The sequence below is a fragment of the Nocardia sp. NPDC004123 genome, from assembly GCF_053603795.1.
The window spans coordinates 43,467-63,412 of record NZ_JBSGGG010000022.1; the positions used below are offsets into that span (position 1 = coordinate 43,467).

General features: G+C 69.4%; 23 protein-coding genes. 8 read left to right on the forward strand and 15 right to left on the reverse strand.

What is annotated here, in order from left to right; genetic code table 11:
• Positions 1 to 52 precede the first annotated feature (52 nt).
• From ACWEQQ_RS29640 to ACWEQQ_RS29650, 3 genes are all read right to left on the reverse strand, one after another.
• Positions 53 to 670 (reverse strand): urea amidolyase associated protein UAAP2, encoded by a 618-nt coding sequence (locus ACWEQQ_RS29640; RefSeq protein ID WP_452341697.1) that lies wholly within the window; start codon positions 668 to 670, stop codon positions 53 to 55.
• Entirely contained in the window at positions 667 to 1,413 is a 747-nt protein-coding gene (locus tag ACWEQQ_RS29645; RefSeq protein ID WP_452350565.1) for a DUF1989 domain-containing protein, read from the reverse strand. Before ACWEQQ_RS29645 ends, ACWEQQ_RS29640 begins: the two co-directional genes overlap by 4 nt.
• A gap of 91 nt (positions 1,414 to 1,504) precedes the next feature.
• A complete protein-coding gene (locus ACWEQQ_RS29650; RefSeq protein WP_452350566.1) occupies positions 1,505 to 3,085 on the reverse strand; it encodes an amino acid permease in 1,581 nt (526 codons plus the stop codon).
• Positions 3,086 to 3,311: 226 nt separating this feature from the next.
• Here ACWEQQ_RS29650 and ACWEQQ_RS29655 point away from each other — a divergent pair, with 226 nt between their 5' ends.
• Positions 3,312 to 4,001 (forward strand): TetR/AcrR family transcriptional regulator, encoded by a 690-nt coding sequence (locus ACWEQQ_RS29655; protein ID WP_379437846.1) that lies wholly within the window; start codon positions 3,312 to 3,314, stop codon positions 3,999 to 4,001.
• A 6-nt stretch (positions 4,002 to 4,007) separates the two neighbouring features.
• On the opposite strand, the gene ACWEQQ_RS29660 is transcribed toward ACWEQQ_RS29655, so the two are convergent.
• The gene (locus ACWEQQ_RS29660; RefSeq protein WP_452350567.1) at positions 4,008 to 5,306 is read right to left on the reverse strand and encodes a TerD family protein; all 1,299 of its coding nucleotides are present in this window, start codon (positions 5,304 to 5,306) and stop codon (positions 4,008 to 4,010) included.
• Between the two features lie 173 nt (positions 5,307 to 5,479).
• Here ACWEQQ_RS29660 and ACWEQQ_RS29665 point away from each other — a divergent pair, with 173 nt between their 5' ends.
• On the forward strand, positions 5,480 to 7,108 hold the full coding sequence (locus ACWEQQ_RS29665) for a DHA2 family efflux MFS transporter permease subunit (RefSeq protein WP_452350568.1): 1,629 nt from the start codon (positions 5,480 to 5,482) through the stop codon (positions 7,106 to 7,108).
• Here ACWEQQ_RS29665 and ACWEQQ_RS29670 read toward each other — a convergent pair.
• From ACWEQQ_RS29670 to ACWEQQ_RS29690, 5 genes are all read right to left on the reverse strand, one after another.
• Positions 7,096 to 7,584 (reverse strand): hypothetical protein, encoded by a 489-nt coding sequence (locus tag ACWEQQ_RS29670; protein ID WP_452350569.1) that lies wholly within the window; start codon positions 7,582 to 7,584, stop codon positions 7,096 to 7,098. The genes ACWEQQ_RS29665 and ACWEQQ_RS29670 overlap by 13 nt on opposite strands.
• 114 nt (positions 7,585 to 7,698) lie before the next feature.
• The gene (locus ACWEQQ_RS29675) at positions 7,699 to 8,148 is read right to left on the reverse strand and encodes an NUDIX hydrolase (RefSeq protein WP_452350570.1); all 450 of its coding nucleotides are present in this window, start codon (positions 8,146 to 8,148) and stop codon (positions 7,699 to 7,701) included.
• A gap of 10 nt (positions 8,149 to 8,158) precedes the next feature.
• A complete protein-coding gene (locus ACWEQQ_RS29680) occupies positions 8,159 to 8,605 on the reverse strand; it encodes a hypothetical protein (RefSeq protein WP_452350571.1) in 447 nt (148 codons plus the stop codon).
• Positions 8,606 to 8,768: 163 nt separating this feature from the next.
• Positions 8,769 to 9,299 carry a hypothetical protein gene (locus ACWEQQ_RS29685; RefSeq protein ID WP_452350572.1) on the reverse strand — a complete coding sequence of 177 codons (531 nt, stop codon included), beginning with the start codon at positions 9,297 to 9,299 and terminating at the stop codon, positions 8,769 to 8,771.
• Positions 9,300 to 9,395: 96 nt separating this feature from the next.
• Positions 9,396 to 9,986, reverse strand: a complete 591-nt coding sequence (locus ACWEQQ_RS29690; RefSeq protein WP_452350573.1) for an isochorismatase family protein — start codon at positions 9,984 to 9,986, stop codon at positions 9,396 to 9,398.
• Between the two features lie 128 nt (positions 9,987 to 10,114).
• Here ACWEQQ_RS29690 and ACWEQQ_RS29695 point away from each other — a divergent pair, with 128 nt between their 5' ends.
• Entirely contained in the window at positions 10,115 to 11,101 is a 987-nt protein-coding gene (locus tag ACWEQQ_RS29695; protein WP_452350574.1) for a GlxA family transcriptional regulator, read from the forward strand.
• A gap of 20 nt (positions 11,102 to 11,121) precedes the next feature.
• Here ACWEQQ_RS29695 and ACWEQQ_RS29700 read toward each other — a convergent pair whose 3' ends face one another.
• From ACWEQQ_RS29700 to ACWEQQ_RS29720, 5 genes are all read right to left on the reverse strand, one after another.
• Complete coding sequence (locus ACWEQQ_RS29700) at positions 11,122 to 11,919, reverse strand: family 1 encapsulin nanocompartment shell protein (protein WP_354836349.1); 798 nt, start codon at positions 11,917 to 11,919, stop codon at positions 11,122 to 11,124.
• Positions 11,920 to 11,959: 40 nt separating this feature from the next.
• On the reverse strand, positions 11,960 to 13,057 hold the full coding sequence (locus tag ACWEQQ_RS29705; protein ID WP_452341708.1) for a Dyp-type peroxidase: 1,098 nt from the start codon (positions 13,055 to 13,057) through the stop codon (positions 11,960 to 11,962).
• A 62-nt stretch (positions 13,058 to 13,119) separates the two neighbouring features.
• On the reverse strand, positions 13,120 to 13,446 hold the full coding sequence (locus ACWEQQ_RS29710; RefSeq protein ID WP_354836345.1) for a cupin domain-containing protein: 327 nt from the start codon (positions 13,444 to 13,446) through the stop codon (positions 13,120 to 13,122).
• A gap of 105 nt (positions 13,447 to 13,551) precedes the next feature.
• Complete coding sequence (locus ACWEQQ_RS29715) at positions 13,552 to 14,055, reverse strand: dihydrofolate reductase (protein WP_452341709.1); 504 nt, start codon at positions 14,053 to 14,055, stop codon at positions 13,552 to 13,554.
• An 88-nt stretch (positions 14,056 to 14,143) separates the two neighbouring features.
• Positions 14,144 to 14,950, reverse strand: coding sequence for a thymidylate synthase (locus ACWEQQ_RS29720; protein WP_452350575.1), 807 nt, complete (start codon positions 14,948 to 14,950; stop codon positions 14,144 to 14,146).
• 20 nt (positions 14,951 to 14,970) lie between these two features.
• On the opposite strand from ACWEQQ_RS29720, the gene cobF reads away from it, so the two are divergent.
• Positions 14,971 to 15,744, forward strand: coding sequence for a precorrin-6A synthase (deacetylating) (gene cobF, locus ACWEQQ_RS29725; protein WP_452350576.1), 774 nt, complete (start codon positions 14,971 to 14,973; stop codon positions 15,742 to 15,744).
• A 68-nt stretch (positions 15,745 to 15,812) separates the two neighbouring features.
• On the forward strand, positions 15,813 to 16,679 hold the full coding sequence (locus ACWEQQ_RS29730; RefSeq protein WP_452341712.1) for an Fpg/Nei family DNA glycosylase: 867 nt from the start codon (positions 15,813 to 15,815) through the stop codon (positions 16,677 to 16,679).
• 3 nt (positions 16,680 to 16,682) lie between these two features.
• Here ACWEQQ_RS29730 and ACWEQQ_RS29735 read toward each other — a convergent pair whose 3' ends face one another.
• Positions 16,683 to 17,372, reverse strand: coding sequence for a pyridoxamine 5'-phosphate oxidase family protein (locus tag ACWEQQ_RS29735; RefSeq protein WP_452350577.1), 690 nt, complete (start codon positions 17,370 to 17,372; stop codon positions 16,683 to 16,685).
• Between the two features lie 78 nt (positions 17,373 to 17,450).
• Between ACWEQQ_RS29735 and ACWEQQ_RS29740 the strand changes: the two genes are divergently transcribed.
• The 3 genes from ACWEQQ_RS29740 to ACWEQQ_RS29750 all read left to right on the forward strand — a co-directional run bounded on the left by ACWEQQ_RS29740 (position 17,451) and on the right by ACWEQQ_RS29750 (position 19,853).
• Positions 17,451 to 18,146: a DUF4184 family protein gene (locus tag ACWEQQ_RS29740; protein ID WP_452350578.1), complete on the forward strand. Its 696-nt coding sequence runs from the start codon at positions 17,451 to 17,453 to the stop codon at positions 18,144 to 18,146.
• Positions 18,147 to 18,216: 70 nt separating this feature from the next.
• Positions 18,217 to 19,611 (forward strand): MocR-like pyridoxine biosynthesis transcription factor PdxR, encoded by a 1,395-nt coding sequence (gene pdxR, locus ACWEQQ_RS29745; protein ID WP_452350646.1) that lies wholly within the window; start codon positions 18,217 to 18,219, stop codon positions 19,609 to 19,611.
• Entirely contained in the window at positions 19,608 to 19,853 is a 246-nt protein-coding gene (locus ACWEQQ_RS29750) for a DUF2630 family protein (RefSeq protein ID WP_354836333.1), read from the forward strand. Before pdxR ends, ACWEQQ_RS29750 begins: the two co-directional genes overlap by 4 nt.
• Positions 19,854 to 19,946 lie beyond the last annotated feature (93 nt).

A 19,946-nucleotide genomic window follows, 5' to 3' on the forward strand; every position in this document is an offset into this window, starting at 1 on the left:
GTCGCGGCCGGGGACGAGTGCTCGGGTGCGGTGAGGTCCGGCAGCACGGCGGTCATCGGGTCACCACCATGCGCACCGGGGTGGGGTCGAAGCCATTGCAGGGGTTGTTGATCTGCGGGCAGTTGGAGACCAGCACCAGGGTGTCGATCTCGGCGCGCAGCGTGAGCTTCTTGCCCGGCGCCGAGAGCCCGTCCACGATGCCGAGCGTGCCGTCCGCCTCGACGGGAACGTTCATGAACCAGTTGATGTTCGAGACCAGGTCACGCTTGCCCAGCCCCCACTTCAGACCCTCGGCCAGGAAGTTCTCCACACAGGCGTGCTGGTGGCGGGTGTGGTGGCCGTAGCGCAGGGTATTGGACTCCTGCGAGCACGCCCCGGCCACGGTGTCGTGATTGCCGACCTCGTCGGCGACCACCGTCATGAGCGGGGTGCCCGCCTCGGTCAGCAGGACGCTGCCGGTGGTCAGGAAGATATTGCGCTGGGCCGTGATCGTCGTCTGCGCGCTGTACCGGTCGGTGTGATCGGCGGCGTTGTAGAGCAGGCAGTCCACCGCCTGATTGCCGTGCAGATCGATGATGTCCAGCTGGTCTCCCGCGCGCACCACGGCCGACCAGGCGGCGCGGGCGGGGACGGTCTCGTCGAGTACGACGGTGCGGGCGGTGGTGATCATGCGCGGGCCTCCAGAGTGCGTGCGTGCCAGTCCTGTTCGGTGTTCTCCACCGCGCGCAGGTATTCCGGGTCGGTACCGTGCGCGTGCGCGAGCTCTTCCGGGGCGGACCACGCCACGAGGTCGAGCTCGGTCGGGGGAGTGGGGTCGAGCGGGTGTTCGGCATTGGCGACCAGCAGGGTCACCGGCAGGTGCACGAGCAGGTCGACCGCCGTGCCCGTTGCCGTGCCGCCGGTGATCGTCAGCGCGCCATCGGATTCCACGCGCACACCCCGGAAGAACGACACCGTCGGACCGATATCCCGTGGCTCGAGCCCCTGCTTGACCCCGGCCAGTCGCAGGCTCTGGCGCGCGGCGGGCGACGGGCCGCACAGGGTGTCGTGACGGCCGGAGGAGTCCGCGATCACCGTGGCCAGCACCCGCCCCTGATCGGAGAGCAGCGGATGACCGACGCCCAGATACGCCTGCCACGGCACCTTTACCGTGTCGGCGACATTGAGCCGTTCCCAAGGCGATTCGGCTCGTAGCAGCAGCAGATGCGCACACGCCGCGCCGAACGGATCCGACAGCCGCACCCGGGTACCACGCGCGAGCACCGCATTCGCGTATCCGCCCGCCGGAATCCGCTGGGCGAAAGTGATTTTCGCGATGTCGACGTCCACGGGCAGCTCGGGCCCGACGCGTTCGGCGGCGGCCGCCTGGGACCGGGCATGATCCCGCGCGCCGGTGGTGTTGGCTGTGCTCATTGCTACTCCGTTTCTCGGGGATGCCGGAGACCCGGCCGGCGGTGCAGGCGTTGGCCGGGTCTCCGGCGATATCATCGGAATATCCTGTGGATCAGGCGATTTGGGGAATGGGATCGGTGACTACGCCGCGCGCGGGGGTCACCATCCGATGCACCACCGCGCCGACCGCCACCGTGAGCAGCACGAACAGCGGTGCGGCCCAGAGCATCCACCAGCCGCCGCCGGTCGGGGTGTAGACCGCGGCGCGCGGCCAGGCCAGGTTCACCGCCATGGCGATGCCCCAGATCACCGCGAGCGCATTGATCGCAATGCCGTAGCGGCCCAGCGCGAACAGTTTCGTGCCGCCGGCGTCGCCGGCGATATCGGCGGGCCAGCCCTTGATCCGGCGCACCAGCAGCGGCACCGTGACCAGCAGGTACGCGAGGTAGAGCATGACGATGCAGACACTGGCCAGCGTCGCGAAGATGGCGGCATTGCCCAGGTTCACCACCAGCAGGCCGATACCCAGCACGCCGATCACCACGGCGGGCCACACCGGAGTGCCGAAGCGCGGATGCACCGTCGACAGCGGCTTGGCGAACGGCAGCCGCCCGTCGCGGGCCATCGAGAACAGCAGGCGCGAACCGGCCGTCTGAATCGCCAGGGTGCACACCGTGATCGCGCACGCCACGCAGGCCAGCACCACCTTGCCGGGAACGCTGGTCAGCTTGGCCTCGATCACGTACGCCAGCCCGCCACTGGCCAGCGAGCCGTCGGACAGGCTCGGTGCGGCCATGAGCGCGCCCAGCAGGATGAGTCCGCCGCCCAGCGCGGACACGGCCAGCGCCGACAGAATGGTGCGCGGCGCGACGTGCCGCGGATTCCTGGTCTCCTCGGAAAGCTCACCGGCGGAATCGAATCCGACCATGACGTAGGCGGCCATCAATCCGGAGGCCAGGAAGGCGGCCCAGTACGGCCCGGCCGCGGCCTGATCGGTGTGCGTGACCACGCCCGGCCCGCGGTCGGTGTGGGTGAAGAACACCGCGATCACCGCGATCACACCGATGATCTCGATGGTCACCCCGAGCGAGTTGATGCGCGCCATCCAGTCGATGCCCACCACATTGATGAGGGTGGTGATCACCAGCAGCACACTGCCCAGCAGTACCGCGTTCGACGCCCCGTCGCGGGAGGTGAGATCGCTGTTCGTGCCGATGAGCTGGAATCCGGACCAGATGGTCGGCAGCACCACCTGCAGCGCGATCGCGGCCGCCGCGGCGGTGACGATCTGGGCGATGATCATCATCCAGCCGGCGAACCAGCCGACGATCTCCCCGGCCAGCCGGCGCGACCACTGATAGATGCAGCCCGAGATCGGGTAGCGGGCGGCCAGTTCCGCGAAGTTCAGCGCCACCAGGAACTGGCCCGCGAACACGATCGGCCAGGTCCAGAAGAAGGCCGCGCCTCCGAAGGAGTAGCCGAAGCCGAAGAACTGGAAGATCGTGGTCAGGATGGAGACGAAGGAGAATCCGGCCGCGAAGGAGGCGTAGCGGCCGAGCTTGCGGTGCAGCACCGGCTGATAGCCGAAGCGCGCCAGATCGGCGCTGTCCGAGCTGGTTTCGGCGCTGTTCGGGCTGGTCCCGGCGGTGGCCGGTGGGGGCTGGGGAATGATGGCGTCGGCGGAGGCAACCATGGCGGTGAGTCTTTCGCGAGGCGAATATCTATCGCTTGAAAGTTTTCCGGTCGCGATCGCGGCTCAGGTGACGCCGCTGTATCGGTCGGATGGCCCGCCGTAACTTCTGTATTGCCGGTATTTCTGTCGAATGACAGGAACCTCACTGTGCAGGTCGGCCGCTCGGGTGGACGGGCCGGCTATGCGCGTAGCCGGGCCGATGGTGCGGGTAGGACAGAATGGCAGGGTGACCCAACTCGGACCCGGCCGTCCTCGCCTCGAACCACGCCGGCGTGCAGGCCAGACGCCGCGCGCCGAAATCCTCGACGCCGCCGCCGAGTTGTTCACCAGTCACGGCTACGGCAATACCTCCACCCGCGCGGTCGCCGACGCCGTCGGCATCCGGCAGGCCTCGCTGTATCACCACTTCGCCGCCAAGGACGACATCCTCGACGCCCTGCTCGCCGAAACGGTCACCACGCCACTGGAATTGGCGGGCGTGCTGGCCGGCCGGACCGAGCCCGCGGCCGTACGGTTGTACGCGCTGGCCTGGTACGACGTCAGCCAGCTGTGCGCCAGCCGCTGGAATCTCGGCGCGCTGTACCTGCTGCCGGAGCTGCGCAGCGAACGCTTCGCCCGCTTCCGGGAACGCCGCGACGAGCTGCGCGGCCACTACGAGACGCTGTCCGCCGCCGTGATCGCCGAGGCCGGGTCCGTCATCGCCGCGGCCGGCGCGGGCGCGGTGGCCGGGGCCGAACTGCTGCCGTTCCGGCTGGTGGAGTCGGTCATCAATATGCGCTCCGATGAGGGCGCGGCGCCGGAGTACGCCGAGCAGCTCATTCCCGACGCCATCCTGCGACTGCTCTGCTGGCCCGGTTCGCTGGCCGAAACCCGGGTCGCCGCACTGGAATTGGCGCGGCGACTCGCTCCGGAGTGATCCGCGTCAGGACTTGCCCTTCGAGGTGCCCCACTTGAGGCCCCAGCCGTAGGCCTGATCCACCGCCAGCTTGCCCCAGAACCGGCGGCCCTCCGGCGGGCGCACGAACCGGCCCTCCCGCCGCACCACCAGCTCGCCGTGCACGTTCTCGATCAGTGCCAGCACCATCTCGCGCGAATCATCCTGGCAGCCACCGACTTCCATTTCGATCGGCGGCGTATTGCGGGGGAACAGGGTCGCGGTGGCGTGCACGCCACGGAAGTCCTGCGCGCCCTCGTAGAGCGAGGCGAATACCAGGATGCGGCGGAAATCCGCGATGTGATCGAGGTTGATGGACAGGTTCTCGCCGGTCGCGCTGCCGCCGGTGCGATCGTCGCGATCCAGCGCGATGAACGGCGGCTTGTACAGATCGCCGAAGGTGTCCAGCGCGCTGATACAGCCCCTCGACCCGTCGGCCAGTTCCCAGAACGCGCACAGATCCAGGTCGAGCCCGCCGTTCGCCCGCTTGCGCCCGAACAAACCACCCGAGCTCGGCACCGACCAGTTCAGGTTGACCCGCATGATCCCGCCGGTCGCGCCCTGCTTGGTCAGCGAGACCGCCGGAGCCTCCTTGGTCAGCGAGATCTTGCCGGTGTTCGGCCGGGGTGCAGGCGTCGGCGGCGGCCCGAAATTGTGTTGCGGCGCCGGCATCGGCTGCGGGGGAGCGATCGGCGGTCGGGTGGCCGCGGGCTGGGGCGAGGTGACCGGCTGCGGGGGCGTGAGGGGCTGCGGTGTATTCGGTTGCGGGGCAGGCGCTTCATCGACCGAGATGCCGAAATCGGTTGCCAGCCCTGCCAATCCGGAGTCGTAGCCCTGACCGACCGCGCGGAACTTCCAGCCGCCGTCGCGGCGATACAGCTCGCCGAGTACGAAGGCGGTCTCCGAGGTGGCGTCGGTGCTGTCGAAGCGGGCCAGCTCCACGCCGCCCATATCCACCAAACGCACGTGCAGGCCCTGGAATTGGGCGAAGGTGCCGCCGTCGGCCGAGGCCGCGAGCACGATGGCGTCGATCTGCGGTTCCACCCGGCCCAGGTGCACCGAGAGGGCGTCCACGATCAGCGGTCCCGTCTGCTTGCCGTGGTGGCGGACCGCGCCCGACGCGTGCAGCGGCTGGTTGTAGAAGACGAAATCGGCGTCCGAGCGCACCCGGCCGCTCGACAGCAGCAGTGCGGAGGCGTCGGCGTCGGGAACCCCGGGTCCCGACTGCCACCCCAGTTCGATCCGAATCTCGGACACCACCACCGGAACGTTGGAACCCTTCAGCATCGACACACGATCCAACGTATCCGATCCGGACATCCGCCGTTCAGAGGTCACCTCTCGGCAAATATTCGGCTGCCCAGCCGCCTCGACATACACTGTTGAACGGACAATTGGCGCATAGGCGGCTAACGGATAATCGGACTCTTCGGACGGCTGTTCAGCGGCGGGAGCGACGAATGACGGAAACGCAGCTCGACCTGGGTCGCAACAAATGGATCACCCTCGGTGTCCTGGCGCTGGGACTGTCCATGGTGGTGCTGGACGGCACCATCGTCGCGGTCTCCCTGCCCGTCATCATCGACCAATTGCGATTGAATTTCACTCAGGCGCAATGGATCAACAGCATCTACGCGGTCGTGCTGGCCGCGCTGCTGATCACCAGCGGCCGCCTCGGCGACCGGCTCGGACGGCGCAGGATGTTCGCCCTGGGCGTGGTGATCTTCGTACTCGGCAGCGTGCTCTCCGCAGCAGCGCACAGCGCCTGGCCCCTGCTCCTCGGTCGCACCGTGCAGGGCATCGGCGCGGCCGGTGTCCTGCCCGGCACGCTGGCCACCATGAACGCCCTCTTCCGGGGCCGTGACCGGGTGATCGCCTTCGCGGTCTGGGGCTCGGTCGTCTCCGGTGTCGCCGCCATCGGCCCGCTGCTGGGCGGCTGGCTCACCACCTACTTCACCTGGCCGTGGATCTTCCTGGTGAACCTGCCGCTGGGCGCGGTGGTGCTGATCGGGCTGGTGCTGTACGTCCCGGAGACCCGCATGGGCAAGGCCGCGCCGGGCCTGGACGTGGACGGATTCCTGCTCAGCGCAGCGGGTTTCGCGCTGCTGGTGTTCGCGCTCATCGAGGGTCAGACCTACGGCTGGGGGAAGCCGCTGCGGGAATTCCCGCTCGTCGGGTGGAACTGGCCGGCCAGCGCGCCGGTCTCGCTGATCCCGATCCTGCTGGTGCTCGGGGTGGTGGCGCTGTACCTGTTCATCCGCTGGGAGCAGCACCGCCGTCTGATCGGCCGCTCGGCGCTGCTGGATCCCGCGCTGTTCCGGATCCCCAGCTTCCGCTGGGGCAATATCACCGCGTTCCTGGTGGCGCTCGGCGAATTCGGCCTGCTGTTCGTGCTGCCGCTGTTCATGGTGAACGTGCTCGGGCTGTCCACCCTCGGCGCGGGCTATGTGCTGGCCGCCATGGCGGTCGGCGCGCTCCTGGCCGCGGGGCTCGCCGAGCGGCTGGTGCGCCGGTTCGGACCGGTGCGGGTGGTGCAGCTGGGCCTCGTCTTCGAGGCCGTCGCCGTGGTGCTGGCCGCGCTGTTCATCACCCCGCACATTTCCGGCTGGTGGCTGGCGGTGCTGCTGATCGGGTACGGCATCGGGCTGGGGATGGCCTCCGCGCAGCTGACCGGGACCGTGCTCGCCGATGTGCCGCCGGAGCAGTCGGGCCAGGGATCGGCCGCCCAGTCCACGGTGCGGCAGATCGGTTCGGCCTTCGGTACCGCGGTCATCGGTGCGCTGCTGTCGGCGGCGCTGGCCCACGATCTGCCCAAACGGCTCGCACACGTGCCCGATCTGCAGAAGCCGGCCGCCGACACCCTCGCCACCGCGACCCGGCAGTCGGCCGGTGGGGCCATCAGCGGGTTGCGGGACCACCACGGCGCCGCGGCCATCGTGGACGCCCTGAGCCGGGCCTTCACCGACTCCACCCGGACCGCGTTGCTGGCCGCGGCGCTGTTCCTGCTCGTCGGCCTGGCCTCGGCCGCCCTCATCCCGAACCGGCCCTACCCGGCGGCGGACGAGGACGAGGAGGCTCAGAGCAGCTGACCGTCGAGGCACATCCCGGACGAGCGGGTGGACGTCTTCGGTTGCACCACACCGGGGTCGAAGGTCCACTGCGAGACCGGGCCCGCCGACTTCCACAGCAGGCCGCCGCTGGTCGGGACCGCCTCGAAGACGTCCCCGACACCGGGGATGAGCTGATCGCCGACGCAGTAGTCGTCGTAATCGGTGCCGGGCTGGCGCGCCCCCGCGCTGAAGCGGCCCGCCGGATTGGTATCCGCCCCGGGATTCGGCACGGTGCTCCCGGCCGCCGCGCCGCCCCGGTACCAGTGCGGACCGGCTGCGTCGCTGCCGCAGGTGAAGGCCGAGCCGCCCGCCACCACCTGTGACCCCTGCGGGTGCGCGCCGCCCGCCCACAGGCAGTCGGCGCCGGAGTCGAAACGGGTGTCCGCCACGGTGCCGAAGCCGAGGCCACCCGCGGCCAGCACGGCCGTCGCGAGCAGAGTAAGCGGTTTGATCACTGCAATCACCCTTGATTCGGTGCGATCCGGAATCCGGACCGGCGCATCTCGGGGCGCGGATCCGGTTGGCGTAGTTGCCATTCAGAAGTAGCGCGGGTGGTTACAGTGCGAGGATCAGTCGATCAGGCCGAGCCCGTGCAGCCGCCGGAAGACCAGCAGCGAGCCGGGGGCGACCGCGTTCATGGCGGCGTATTCGCCGAGGGTGAACCAGCGCAGTTCGGCGATCTCCCCGGAGGGGCGCGGCTCGTCGGTGAGCTCGCCGAGGAAGCAGGTCATGTGCAGGCGGGTGCCGGGCGCGTGCCCGTAGGCCTCCGCCTCGAACACGCCCAGCTCGCTGACGCCGGTGGCGGCCACCCCGAGTTCCTCGTGAATCTCCCTGTGCAGGGCCATCTCCGGGGTCTCACCCGGATCGATCTTGCCGCCCGCCATATAGAAGACATCCTTGCCGGTGGACCGGGTCTGCAACATGCGACGATCCCGGATATGCGCCAGTGCCGCGGTGCGAATCACCCGTCCCACCCTAGCCAGCCGCGGTAGCGCGGGAGGCGCGGGCGGCGGTGTCATCGGGCCGGTGTCAGCAGGCCACGGTCCGCAGCCGCGCCCGGTCGCCGGCCGCGACGGCGCGCACGGCCGCGGCGATGGCGACCACCGGCGGCACCCAGCGCGCCTCGTGGGGCATGACGCTCCACGCGGTCCCGCGGCCGGGTTGCGGCAGCGGGACCCGGTCACCGTCGGTGTGCACGATCACCCCCGCGGCGCGCAGGCTCTCGATGGCCCGTGCGGCCTTGGCCACGCCGACGACCAGATGGATTTCCCGCCGCTCCGGACCCGGGACCTCGATGACCGGTCCGGAGAGGTTGTTGGCGCGCAGGTACCGGCGCACCCCGGCAGCGACGGACCCGGTGAGTTCGATGGCCGCGATCTGCTCGCCGGTGATCAAGTCGACGCCGTCGCCGGTCGTCTCGATCGTCCATCCATACTGGCGGAAGTCCTCCGCCACAACGCTCAACGCCACGATCATCACCCTCACACCTACGGCTGTGCATCCGATCCGCCGTGGCTGTGAGGTTCCGTAGAGGACGCTGCGATCACCAGCCACACCAAGGATTCTCGGGCTGTGACCGGGGCGGACGCATCGTCCGGTGGTCGCCGGTCGCTCAGGGAGATCCCCTAGGTGTGCGGGCTCACCGGGTGGGCGGGGCGATCTTCCAGTGCCGCTGCAGGGCATCGGCGATCTCCGGCAGGATGATCACCGGAATCCGCTTGTGCCGCAACATGGTTCGGATCTCGTCGACCTGTTCACGCTTGCGCATGTCGTAGGCGTTGGCGATGGGCCGCTGCACCGGCGGGATGGACAGCAGCACCAGTTCCCGATGCGGCTCGTCGCCGCCGTTGAGATCCAGCGCCAGGGTCCAGCGGCCCTTCTCGCCCAGCGCGAACCGTCCGGCCACCACCCGATCCCACGCCACCGTCGAGGCGCCCCACGGGGTCCGCCGCACGATCGCATCCTCGGTCAGCTCCACCCGGTCCCGCCCGAACAGCGCGACCATCAGCCCCACCGCGACGGCCGCACCGAAGAACAGTCCGGTGAACACCCGATGCAGGCCGAAAACCCCGACCGTGCCCGCACAGACGACGGCCACCGCGAGTATCCCCGCGGCCACGTACCCGGCCATGCGCCGCCCCGGCACCACGCCCGCCCGCACCATCGTCATTCCGCCTCCCGAAACCGACTGCCGGTCACCGTACCCGCCGGTGCGCATCGCCGATGAATTCGACGCGGACGGGTGATACCCGGACGGCCCCGCGGGTCAGTTCAGCTCGGCGGCGGAGGCCACGACGACACCGTAGAGATCGGCGATGGTGGCCAGCGCGCTGTCGTGCAGCTGTGCCGCGGTCACCTCGCCGACGGCCGACTTCAGGGGGCGGGTGGCGCAGGCATCGGCCACGACGGTGGGGTGGTTGCCGCGCAGGAAGGCGCCCTCGGTGGTGAAGGTGACGCACATGTGGGTCATGAAGCCGGCGATGATCAGGTTCTTGTTGCCCGCGGCATCCACCCGGGCGGCCAGGTCGGTGTCGTGGAAGCCGTTCGGAACCTGTTTGACGACAACGGGTTCGCCGTCGGCCGGGGCCACGGCGGGGTGGATCGCGCCGATGTCGGCGGTGATGTCGTAGGGGGTGCCGGGGCCGCCGTCGTTGACGATGTGGATGATCGCCGAGCCGGCCCGGCGGGCGCGGGCCAGCAGGCCGGCGGCGGCGTCGAGGGCGGGCTGCCACCCGGTCAGCTCCATCACGCCGCGGGTGTAGGTGTTCTGGTAGTCGACGAGGATCAGGGTCGCGTCGGCCAGGGTGGCCGGGGTCTGATCGAAGCCGCTGAGGTCACGCAGGGTCTGCGCGGGCATGGAGATCCTCCTGGGTTTGCACATCCGAACCGCCCTGTGCGGTGGACGTTTTCACGCTATGGGCCGGCGGGCGTGTCGGAAATGTCATGTAGCCTGCAGATTCGGACATGCCGAGGGAGGGAGGAACCGTGGCTGCACCGGCGCGATTCGTCGTCATCGTGCTGTTCGACCGGGTCGATCTGCTGGATGTGACCGGGCCGCCGGAGGTTTTCGCGCTGCTCCAGCGAGAGATGAACGGGGACACCGGGTACCAGGTGGCGCTGGCCGCCGAGACCCTCGACCCCGTCACCACCTCCGCCGGAGTCCGAGTGCTGCCCGACATCACCTTCGCCGACCTCGCCGGGCGTGCGATCGACACGCTGGTGGTGCCCGGCTCGGTGGAGGTGGACGGCGACGGCCGGGTGCGCGCGCTCAGCGATCCGCGGGTGGTGGCGTGGGTGGCGAAGCTGGCCGCCGACAGCCGCCGCGTCGCCTCGGTCTGCGTCGGCGCGCACATTCTCGCCGACGCCGGGCTGCTGGACGGCAAGCGCGCCACCACCCACTGGTCCACCGCACAGCAGCTCGCGGCGGAACATCCGGCCGTCACCGTGGACGCCGATCCGATCTTCATCCGCGACCAGAACGTCTGGACCGGTGCGGGACTCACCGCTTGCCTGGACCTGGCCCTGGCACTGGTCGCCGACGATTTCGGCGACGCCCTCGCACTGCGCGTGGCGCGGCAGCTGGTCATGTTCCTGAAAAGGCCCAGCGGGCAGAGCCAGTTCAGCGTGTCACTCGAACCCATCTCGACCACGCGCCGGATCGACGACCTGCGCCACTACATCGCCCGCCATCTCGCCGAGCCGTTGACGGTCGCGGATCTGGCGGCGCAGGCCCATGTCAGCGAACGGCAGCTGACCCGCATCTTCAAGACCGATCTCGGCGCCACCCCGGCGGCCTATATCGAGTCCGCCCGAGTCGAATTCGCGCGCAATCAGCTCGAGACGACCGATCACACGCTCGAACGGGTGGCGACCCTGAGCGGTTTCAACACCACCGACACCCTCACCCGGGCCTTCCGGCGCGTACTGGACACCACGCCGACGGAGTATCGAAACCGCTTCCGGCTCACCTAGTTTCGTCCCGGATCAGCTGGTCACGCCTCGAGCGGGACCGCCGCCTCGGCGGTGTACACCAGGAACGTCAGGCTCTCCTGGAAGTACAGCTGCACCGTCTCGGCATCGTGCGAGAGATAGCCGATGGACAGATCCTGGCCGATCTGCAGATCGAAATCGCCACCGCGCGTGGACAGGACGAACGCGCCGTCGATGGCCGGCGCCCAGATGATGTCACCGTCGATGAGCCGCTCGATATGAGTGCGGATCGGGTGCCCGTGATCGGAGGTCTCGCTCACCGCGGTGTACAGATCCGCCGACAGCAGCACCGAGTACGGCCCGTCCACACCCGCCAGCCGCAGCTTGCTCAGCGCCTGCGCCACCGCCTCCGGGGCCAGGCGCGGGTCGCCGGGCAGCTTCACCGGCTCGCACGAGGTGGAGGCCCGGACGCCGATGATCCCGGCCGCCGGATAGCCCTCGAAAATGGCGCGGTCCTCGGCGAATGCGATCTTCTTGGCCGCGGTCTTCACCGGATCCAGATCGGCGTCGTGCGCGCCGCGCTCGATATTGTCCAGCTCCTCGCGGGAGAGCGTGAACGGCACCCGCAGCTCCACCAGCGGCAGCACCACGCGCTGGCGGGCCTGCACTCCGTCACCGGGGGAGGTGATGGTGGAGGTACGGCCCAGTCCGGCGGCGGAGTAGTCGGTGCCGTGCGGGCCGGACAGATCGACCACGCGGCGACCGGCGATGTGCCGCTTGAAGGTTCGCGTCGCCTCCTCCTCGATGGCCGACCAGGCCTCCGAGGTGATGGGCGCGAGTTCGCGATGCAGGTTGTTCATGCGTCAGCTCCGTTCGGTTCAACGATTCCGTAGCGTCGGTTCAACGATTGCGTAGGGCCCCGATGCCGAGGGATCCCGTGTCCAATTTGCCTCCGCTTCGCTCCGGCTGTCCGCGGCCCTGCAAGCTCGATTCTTCCCTCCTCCGCTCCTCCGCTTCGCTCCCCCGCTCCAAGCGCGGGGAGGCGGAGCGCAGTCCAGAATCGAGCCGGGCCGCGGACGCGGTGGGTGCATCCGGCAGTGCGTCGAAAAAACCTGCGGGCGGGGCGAAGAACGAGGTGCCGGTGACCGCCGTGGAGAAATCCAGGATGCGGTCGTAGGCGGCGTCGGCCGTGCCCAGGAACATGCGGACCAGCATGTTCTCGGTGATGGCGGGGTCGTCGGCGTAGGCGATGTAATAGGTGCCGAATTCGCCGTCCTGGATCGAGCCGAACGGCATATTGGCACGCACGATGTTGCCGATCTCGTCCTGATCGTTCACGGCCACATGAGAATTCGCGGGCTTGTCGGCGTCGGACAGTTCGAAGTCGTCGAGTTTCGTTCGCCCGATGACCTTTTCCTGTTCGGTGGTGGACAGCGCCTTCCACGAGCCCAGATCGTGCAGGTACTTCTGCACGATGACGTAACTGCCACCGGCGAACTCGGGATCCTCGTCGCCGACCAGCGCGGCGGTGGCGGCGAGCCGGCCCTCCGGATTCTCGGTGCCGTCCACGAATCCGAGCAGATCGCGCTGCTCGAAATAGCGGAAGCCGACCGTCTGATCCACGATGGTGGCCGCGCCGGACAGCCGCTCGGCGATCTTCATCGCCAATTCGAAACAGGCGTCCTGGGTTTCGGCCTTGAGATGGAACAGCAGGTCGCCCGGCGTGGCCGGGGCCTGGTGCCGCTCACCGATGAAACCCGGAAACTCGTGCAGCTGTGCGGGTTTCGGCCCGGAGAACAGGCGGTCCCAGGCGGCGGACCCGATGCTGGTGATGCACGCGAGGCCGGATCCGGGCACCCGGAATCCGACGGAGCGGCGCAACCCGGGCAGATCTGCGAGCAAATCCCGCGCCACCGACTCGCCACCTTCGTCGATGGTGACGACGAGGAAGATCGCGGCCGGTGTGAGCGGGTCGAGGATCGGCTGTGGCTCACCCATGGGCACCACCTTATGCGGTGCGGCCGACCGCCGACCCGTCCGGTATGCCCGCGTCCCCCGGACTATTTGGCGACGGTCAACAGAAATGCCACGTCATCGATGGCTTTCACGCTGTGGCGGGCGTTGGGGATCACAATCAGGTCACCCGCCGAGCCCTTCCACTCGTTGGTGCCGCTGATCACCACCAGCACCCCGCTCAGCACCACAAGGGTCGCCTCGCCCGGATTCTCGTGCTCGGCCAGCGTCTGTCCGGCCGTCATCGCGATGACCGTCTGGCGCAGGGTGTGGGTGTGGCCGCCATAGATGGTCAACGAACTGCGCCCGCTCGAGGCGGTGGCCGCCAGCTTCAGTTGCTGGCGGGCAACCGCGGTCAGCGATTTCTTGTCCATGGACTGCCTTTCGCCGGAATATCGCTGAGTATGCCGGACGCACCCGGGCCGATCGGCGGTTTCGAGGCGGTGTTTGCAGGAATTGCCGGACTAGGAATACAGGCGTTACCGCAAGCCCGGGGTGGCGCGGCGATAGCGGCGGAAGCGATACCGCAGACCCGTCGACGACTCGCGCCAGTCGGCCGCATCCGTCTGCCAGGCGCGATCGATGGCCGGCGCCAGGGTGTCGCCGTCGATGTCCGCGTCGATCTCGGTGACCATCAGCTCGGTCGCGAAAGACATTGCGGCACGGTAGATCTCGCCGCCGCCCATGATCCACACCGACTTCTCGCCGGTCATGTGCAGGGCCTCGGCCAGCGAGCCCGCCCGCTCCGCCCCGGCCTCGGACCAGTCCGCCTGCCGGGTCACGACGATATTGCGGCGGCCGTCGAGCGGACGGAAGCGTACCGGCAGCGAATCCCAGGTCTTGCGGCCCATGATCACCGGATGCCCGAAGGTGACGTCCTTGAAATGCGCCATGTCCTCGGGCACGCGCCACGGAATCGTGTTGTCCCGCCCGATGATTCCCCGCGGCGTCTGGGCCCAGATCAGCCCGATGGTCCGGCTCATGCTGTGCCCGCCGGGTATGAGCTGGGGGCCTCCATGGTCACACTCCGCAAGCGCGGGGAGGTGGAGCGGCGCCTCCGGCCCTGGCCACTCATACCGCCACCGGCGCCTTGATGGCCGGATGGTGCTGGTAGCCCTGGATTTCCACGTCCTCGTACGCGTAGTCGAACAGCGTGGGCGCGGGCCGCAGGTGCAGCTGCGGGAATGGGTAGGGCTCGCGGGTCAGCTGCTCGCGCACCTGGGCCAGGTGATTGTCGTAGATGTGCACATCGCCGCCGGTCCAGATGAAGTCACCGGGCAGTAGCTCGGTCTGCTGGGCCACCATGTGGGTCAGCAGCGCGTAGCTGGCGATATTGAACGGGACGCCCAGGAACAGATCCGCGCTGCGCTGATACAGCTGGCACGACAGCTTGCCGTCGGCCACATAGAACTGGAAGAAGGCGTGGCAGGGGGCCAGCGCCATTTTGTTCAGCTCGGCCACGTTCCACGCCGAGACGATGATGCGCCGCGAATCCGGATCGGTGCGCAGCGTCTGCAGCACCTGCGAGATCTGATCGATGTGGGTGCCGTCCGGGGTCGGCCAGGACCGCCACTGCACGCCGTAGACCGGGCCCAATTCGCCCTGCGCGTCGGCCCATTCGTCCCAGATGGTGACGCCGTGTTCCTGCAGCCACCGCACATTGGAGTCACCGCGCAGGAACCACAGCAACTCGTAGACGATCGACTTGAGGTGCACCTTCTTGGTGGTGATCAGGGGAAAGCCCTGCGACAGGTCGTAGCGCAGCTGATGCCCGAAAATGCTGCGGGTGCCGGTTCCGGTCCGATCCGCCTTGGCGGTGCCGGACTCCAGCACCAGTCGGAGCAGGTCCTCGTACTGGGTATCTCGGGCGCTCTCCACGCCTGGCAAGCTTACGCACCGTGCGGAAGTTGTTTGTGATCGGAATCGGGGCGGGGGACCCGGACCAGGTGACGGTGCAGGCCATCAAGGCGATGTGCCAGGTAAACGTGTTTTTTCTCATCGGCAAGGGGGCCGAGAAGCAGGAGCTCACCGACGTGCGGTCGGCCATCCTGTCCGAGTACGCGCGCCAGCCGCATTCGATAGTAGAGATCGTCGACCCGCCGCGCGACCGGGGCGTGCCCGCCAGCGGCGCGGACGCCGTCTACCAGGGCGCGGTCGCGGACTGGCACGAGGCGCGGGCCGAGCTGCTGGAGCGGGCCTTCGCGGAAACCGACGGGGTGGGCGGCATTCTCGTGTGGGGCGACCCGTCGCTGTACGACAGCACGCTGCGCATCGTCGAGCGGGTGCTCGAACGCGAGCGCATCCAGTTCGAGTACGAGGTGATTCCCGGCGTCACCAGCGCGCAGGCGCTGGCCGCCGCGCACCGCATCGTGCTGCACGAGATCGGCGAGCCGCTGCACATCACCACCGGGCGGCGGCTGCGCGAGGAGGGGCTGGTCCCCGGGCAGTCCACGCTGGTGATGCTGGACGGCGAGTGCTCGTTCACGCAGGTGCCGGGCGACGATGTCTACATCTGGTGGGGCGCGTACCTGGGCATGCCCGACGAGGTGATCGTGGAGGGCCCGCTGCGCGTGGTCGAGGGCCGTATCGCCCGCCGGCGGGCGGCCCTGCGCGAGGCCAAGGGCTGGATCATGGATATCTACCTGCTGCGGCAGGCGGGCGCCGCGCGCTGAATCCGCCGGGTGTCGGGGTGTGCGGTTAGGGTGGACGACGGAAATGGTCGCCCATTGGAGGAGATCCGTTGCCCGAACTACCGGAGATTGTGGCGCTCGAGCAGTTCCTGGCCGAGCATGCGGTGGGGGCGGTGGTCGGGCGGGTCGACGTGGCGGCCCTGAGCGTGCTGAAGACCTTCGATCCGCCGGTGACCGCGCTGTCGGGACGCGACGTGACCGGGGTGGGGCACTGGGGCAAGCACCTCGGATTGGATTGCGACGGGCTGTGGTTGATCACGCACCTGTCGCGCGGCGGCTGGCTGCGGTGGATCGACGAGCCCGGGGTCGGTCCGCCCAAGCCCGGCAAGGGACCGCTGGCCCTGCGCGTGCACTTCTTCACTCCTGAAGGCGCCACCCCCGCTTTCGATCTCACCGAGGCCGGCACCAAGAAGCGGCTGGCCGTGTGGGTCACCGGCGATCCGCTCTCGGTGCCCGGCATCGCGCGGCTGGGACCTGACGCCCTGGCCGTGAGCGAACCGGAATTCGCCGAGATCCTGCGCGGCACCTCGCAGCGCGTCAAGAACGCGCTCACCGATCAGAGCCTGCTGGCCGGTATCGGCAATGCCTACTCCGACGAAATCCTGCACACCGCAAGGCTTTCGCCGTTCGCCGCCTCCGGCTCGCTGGACGCCGGACAGGTGGCGCGCCTGTATGCGGCCATGCGTGCCACGCTGTCCGACGCCATCCTGCGCTCGGTGGGCCAGGACGCCGCCCGCCTCAAGGGCGAGAAGCGTTCCGGTTTCCAGGTGCACGCCCGCACCGGCCTGCCGTGCCCGGTGTGCGGCGACACCGTCCGCGAGGTCTCCTACGCGGACAAGTCGTTCCAGTATTGCCCGACCTGCCAGACCGGCGGCAAGATCCTGGCCGACCGCCGCATGTCCCGGCTGCTGAAGTAGCCCCTAGACCACGGCCACCGCGTCGGTGCGGCGGTCCAGCACGTGTGCCGGAATCTCCACTCCCGCTTCCAGATCCGCGGCCGGGATCGGGGCGTCGAAGACCTGCCGCAGCGGCAGGACGCCGGCCCAGACGCCACCGGTGTCGATATCGGCCTGCTCGTCGCGCGGGCCGCCGGTGCGGACCTTGACCGAGGCCTCGGTCAGGTCGAGGGCCAGGACCATGGTCGCGGCCAGCTCCTTCTTGTTCGGCGAGCGGACCGCGTCCCACGCGCCGGGTGCGGCCTGCTCGACGATGACGCGCAGCGCGTGCCTGCGCTCGTCCGGGTCGGTCAGCTCGACCGGCCGGGCGTGGATGACCGCCGAGCGGTAGTTCATGGAGAAGTGCATGGCGGAGCGGGCGTAGACGATGCCGTCCACGTGCGTCACGGTCAGCGAGACGTCGCCGGTCAGGGCGGCCCGCAGATTGCCGGAGCCGGTGGAGCCGTGTAGGTACAGCGTGTCGCCGTCGCGGCCGTAGATGGTCGGGATGACCACCGGGCTGCCGTTCAGGACCACGCCCAGGTGGCAGATGAGCCCGGCGTCGAGGACCGCGTCCAGTTCGGCGCGGTCGGTGCGACCCCGCTCCTTGGACCGGGTGAGGCTGCTGCGCGGGGTCGGTGACAATGGGGTCCGGTTCGAAGCTGTCTCACTCATAGGACCAGTTTCGAGGGGGAAATGGCATTCCTGAATAGCCAATTCTCCGCAAGATGTACAGACCACTTGGGGGGATCCGTGCCGTTCACGCTCGCACATCCGGCCGCTGTGCTGCCCATGCGCCGGGTGCTCTGGTTTCCAGGACTTGTCGCGGGGAGCATCGCGCCCGACCTTCCGTACTACCTGCGGATAGGCGTGGATGGCGAGTTGACGCATGCGCTCCGGGGGCTTCCGGTGGACGTGCTGCTGGGCGCGATCCTGGTGGCCATCGGGTGGGCGCTGCGCGGCACCGTCTCGGGCATGATCGGCAAGGGGATCACCGCGAGTAGGCCGGGGCCGGTGGCGGCGGTGGCGGCTCTCCTCATCGGGGCGCTCACCCACCTCGCCTGGGATGCCTTCACTCATACCGACGGTCCGGCCGTGCGACATTGGGACGTGTTGCGGGAGTCCGTGATCGGACCGCACCGGGTGTACAACGTGATCGGCTACATCTCCTCGATCGGCGGAATGCTGCTGCTCGCGGGCTATTTCGCCGCCTGGTACCGGCGAGCCCGGCCGGTCGCGCCGGATCCCCGGCGCGCCCTGGTGCTGGCTGCGTTGCTCGCGGTGGCGGTGCTCTCCGGTCTCGTCGCCCGAACCGATCCGGTGGCGCACGTCAGTCTCTACGACTGCGTGCGGCACGTGCTGGTCTACGCAATCACCAGCGCTGCAACGGGTTTCGTGGTGTATGCGCTCGCTTCCGCGGTAGTTTCGGCCGTCAGGGGACGTCGTTGATCGCACTGTCGTGCGCGGAGTGGCATTCTGATATCCACCAGTTGCCGGATGATCAGGAGGCCACTTGCGAGTGAATCGGCTGGTCGACGACGATCTACCGTTCATCGTCGAACGGGACAGCGGCGTGCCGCTGGCCGTTCAGGTGGCCGACGGACTGCGCCGGGCCGTCACCACCGGTGCGCTGCGCGGCGGTGATCGGCTGCCGTCCTCCCGTGAGCTGGCCAATCGGCTGGGGGTGAGCCGGACCGTCGTCACCGCCGCCTACGACCAGTTGCACGCCGAGGGCTGGCTGGACGGGCGGCACGGCTCGGGCACCTACCTGACGGCCGCGCCGGCACCGGTCGGCGCGCAGACCGGCGGGCCCGACCTGCCCGAACCGCTGGCGGGACCGCTGGATCTCGGCGCGGGCGCGCCGTCCATCGAGGCCATCGACCCCGCCGCCTGGCGGCGGGCGTGGCGGGCCGCCTCGGATCGAATGCCGTTGATCCGCAAGGACCGGCGCGGGGAGCCCGACTATCGGGAGGCCGTCGCCGAACACCTGCTGCGGCATCGCGGGCTGGGCGCGGGCAGTGGGACCACCGTGCTGGCCACCGCCGGAACCAGCGCGGCCGCAGGCGAACTCGCGGCGGCGCTGCTGCGGCCCGGCGACGTGGTGGCCATCGAGGATCCCGGCTATCAGCGGGCGGCCGGGGCGTTCCGGGCGGCGGGCATGCGGCCGGTCCCGGTGCCCGTGGACGCCGAGGGCCTGCGGGTGGAGCTGCTACCCGAGGACGCGCGCCTGGTGTATTGCACTCCCGCGCACCAGTTTCCGCTCGGCGCGCGCATGCCCGCCGCCCGCCGGGTCGAGCTCATCGAATTCGCCCGCCGCACCGGCGCACTCGTGGTCGAGGACGACTACGACGGCGAATTGCGGTACGACACCGCGCCGCTGCCACTGCTGGCCACCCTGGCCCCCGATGTGGTCGTGCATCTGGGCACCACCAGCAAGATCCTCACGCCCACCCTCGGCATCGGCTGGCTGGTGGCGGATCCGGCCGTCGCCGCGGCGGTGCTCGCCCATCGCGAACTCACCGGCACCGGTCCGGCCCCGGCGGGGCAGCAGGTGGTGGCCGAACTGGCCCGGCACGGTGACCTGGCCCGGCATCTGCGCCGCCTGCGCCGCGACATGCCGGCCCGCCGCGCCCTGGTGGTGGACGAGCTGCGCGGCCGTGGCCTGGACGTGCGTGGCGATGACGCCGGATCACACGTCTTCGTGCCGCTCGCCGCCCCGGAGCAGGAGGACCGCGCGGTGGCCACCGCCCGCGAGCTCGGCGTCCACCTCGACGCGCTGGCCCGCCACCATCTGGGCGCCCGGCACACCTTCGGCATCGCCCTCGGATATGCCGCGCTGCCTGCGGCGGAGCTGCCACGCGCGGTTCGGTCGGCGGGGACGGCGCTGGCCCGGGTCGTAGAGTGGTCCGCATGACCGAAAAGGACATCCACGCGCGCATCAAGGAACTCGTGGATCGTGAGCACGAGCTCCGGGCCAAGACCACCGGCGGCGAACTCGACCCCGAGGCCGAGCGCCGCCAGCTGGCCGAGATCGAGGTCCAGCTCGACCAGTGCTGGGACCTGCTGCGTCAGCGCCGCGCCCGCATGGACCAGGGGCGCAACCCCGACGAGGCCCAGGTCAACCCCGCCCGCCAGGTCGAGGGCTACCTGCAGTAACCGCCCACCCCGCCGTCCGGCCGTTCCCGCCGGCCGGCGGGTCGTCCGTTCCCGCCACCTTCGTGCTCCGTGGTCCGAGGCCCTGGGAGCCCC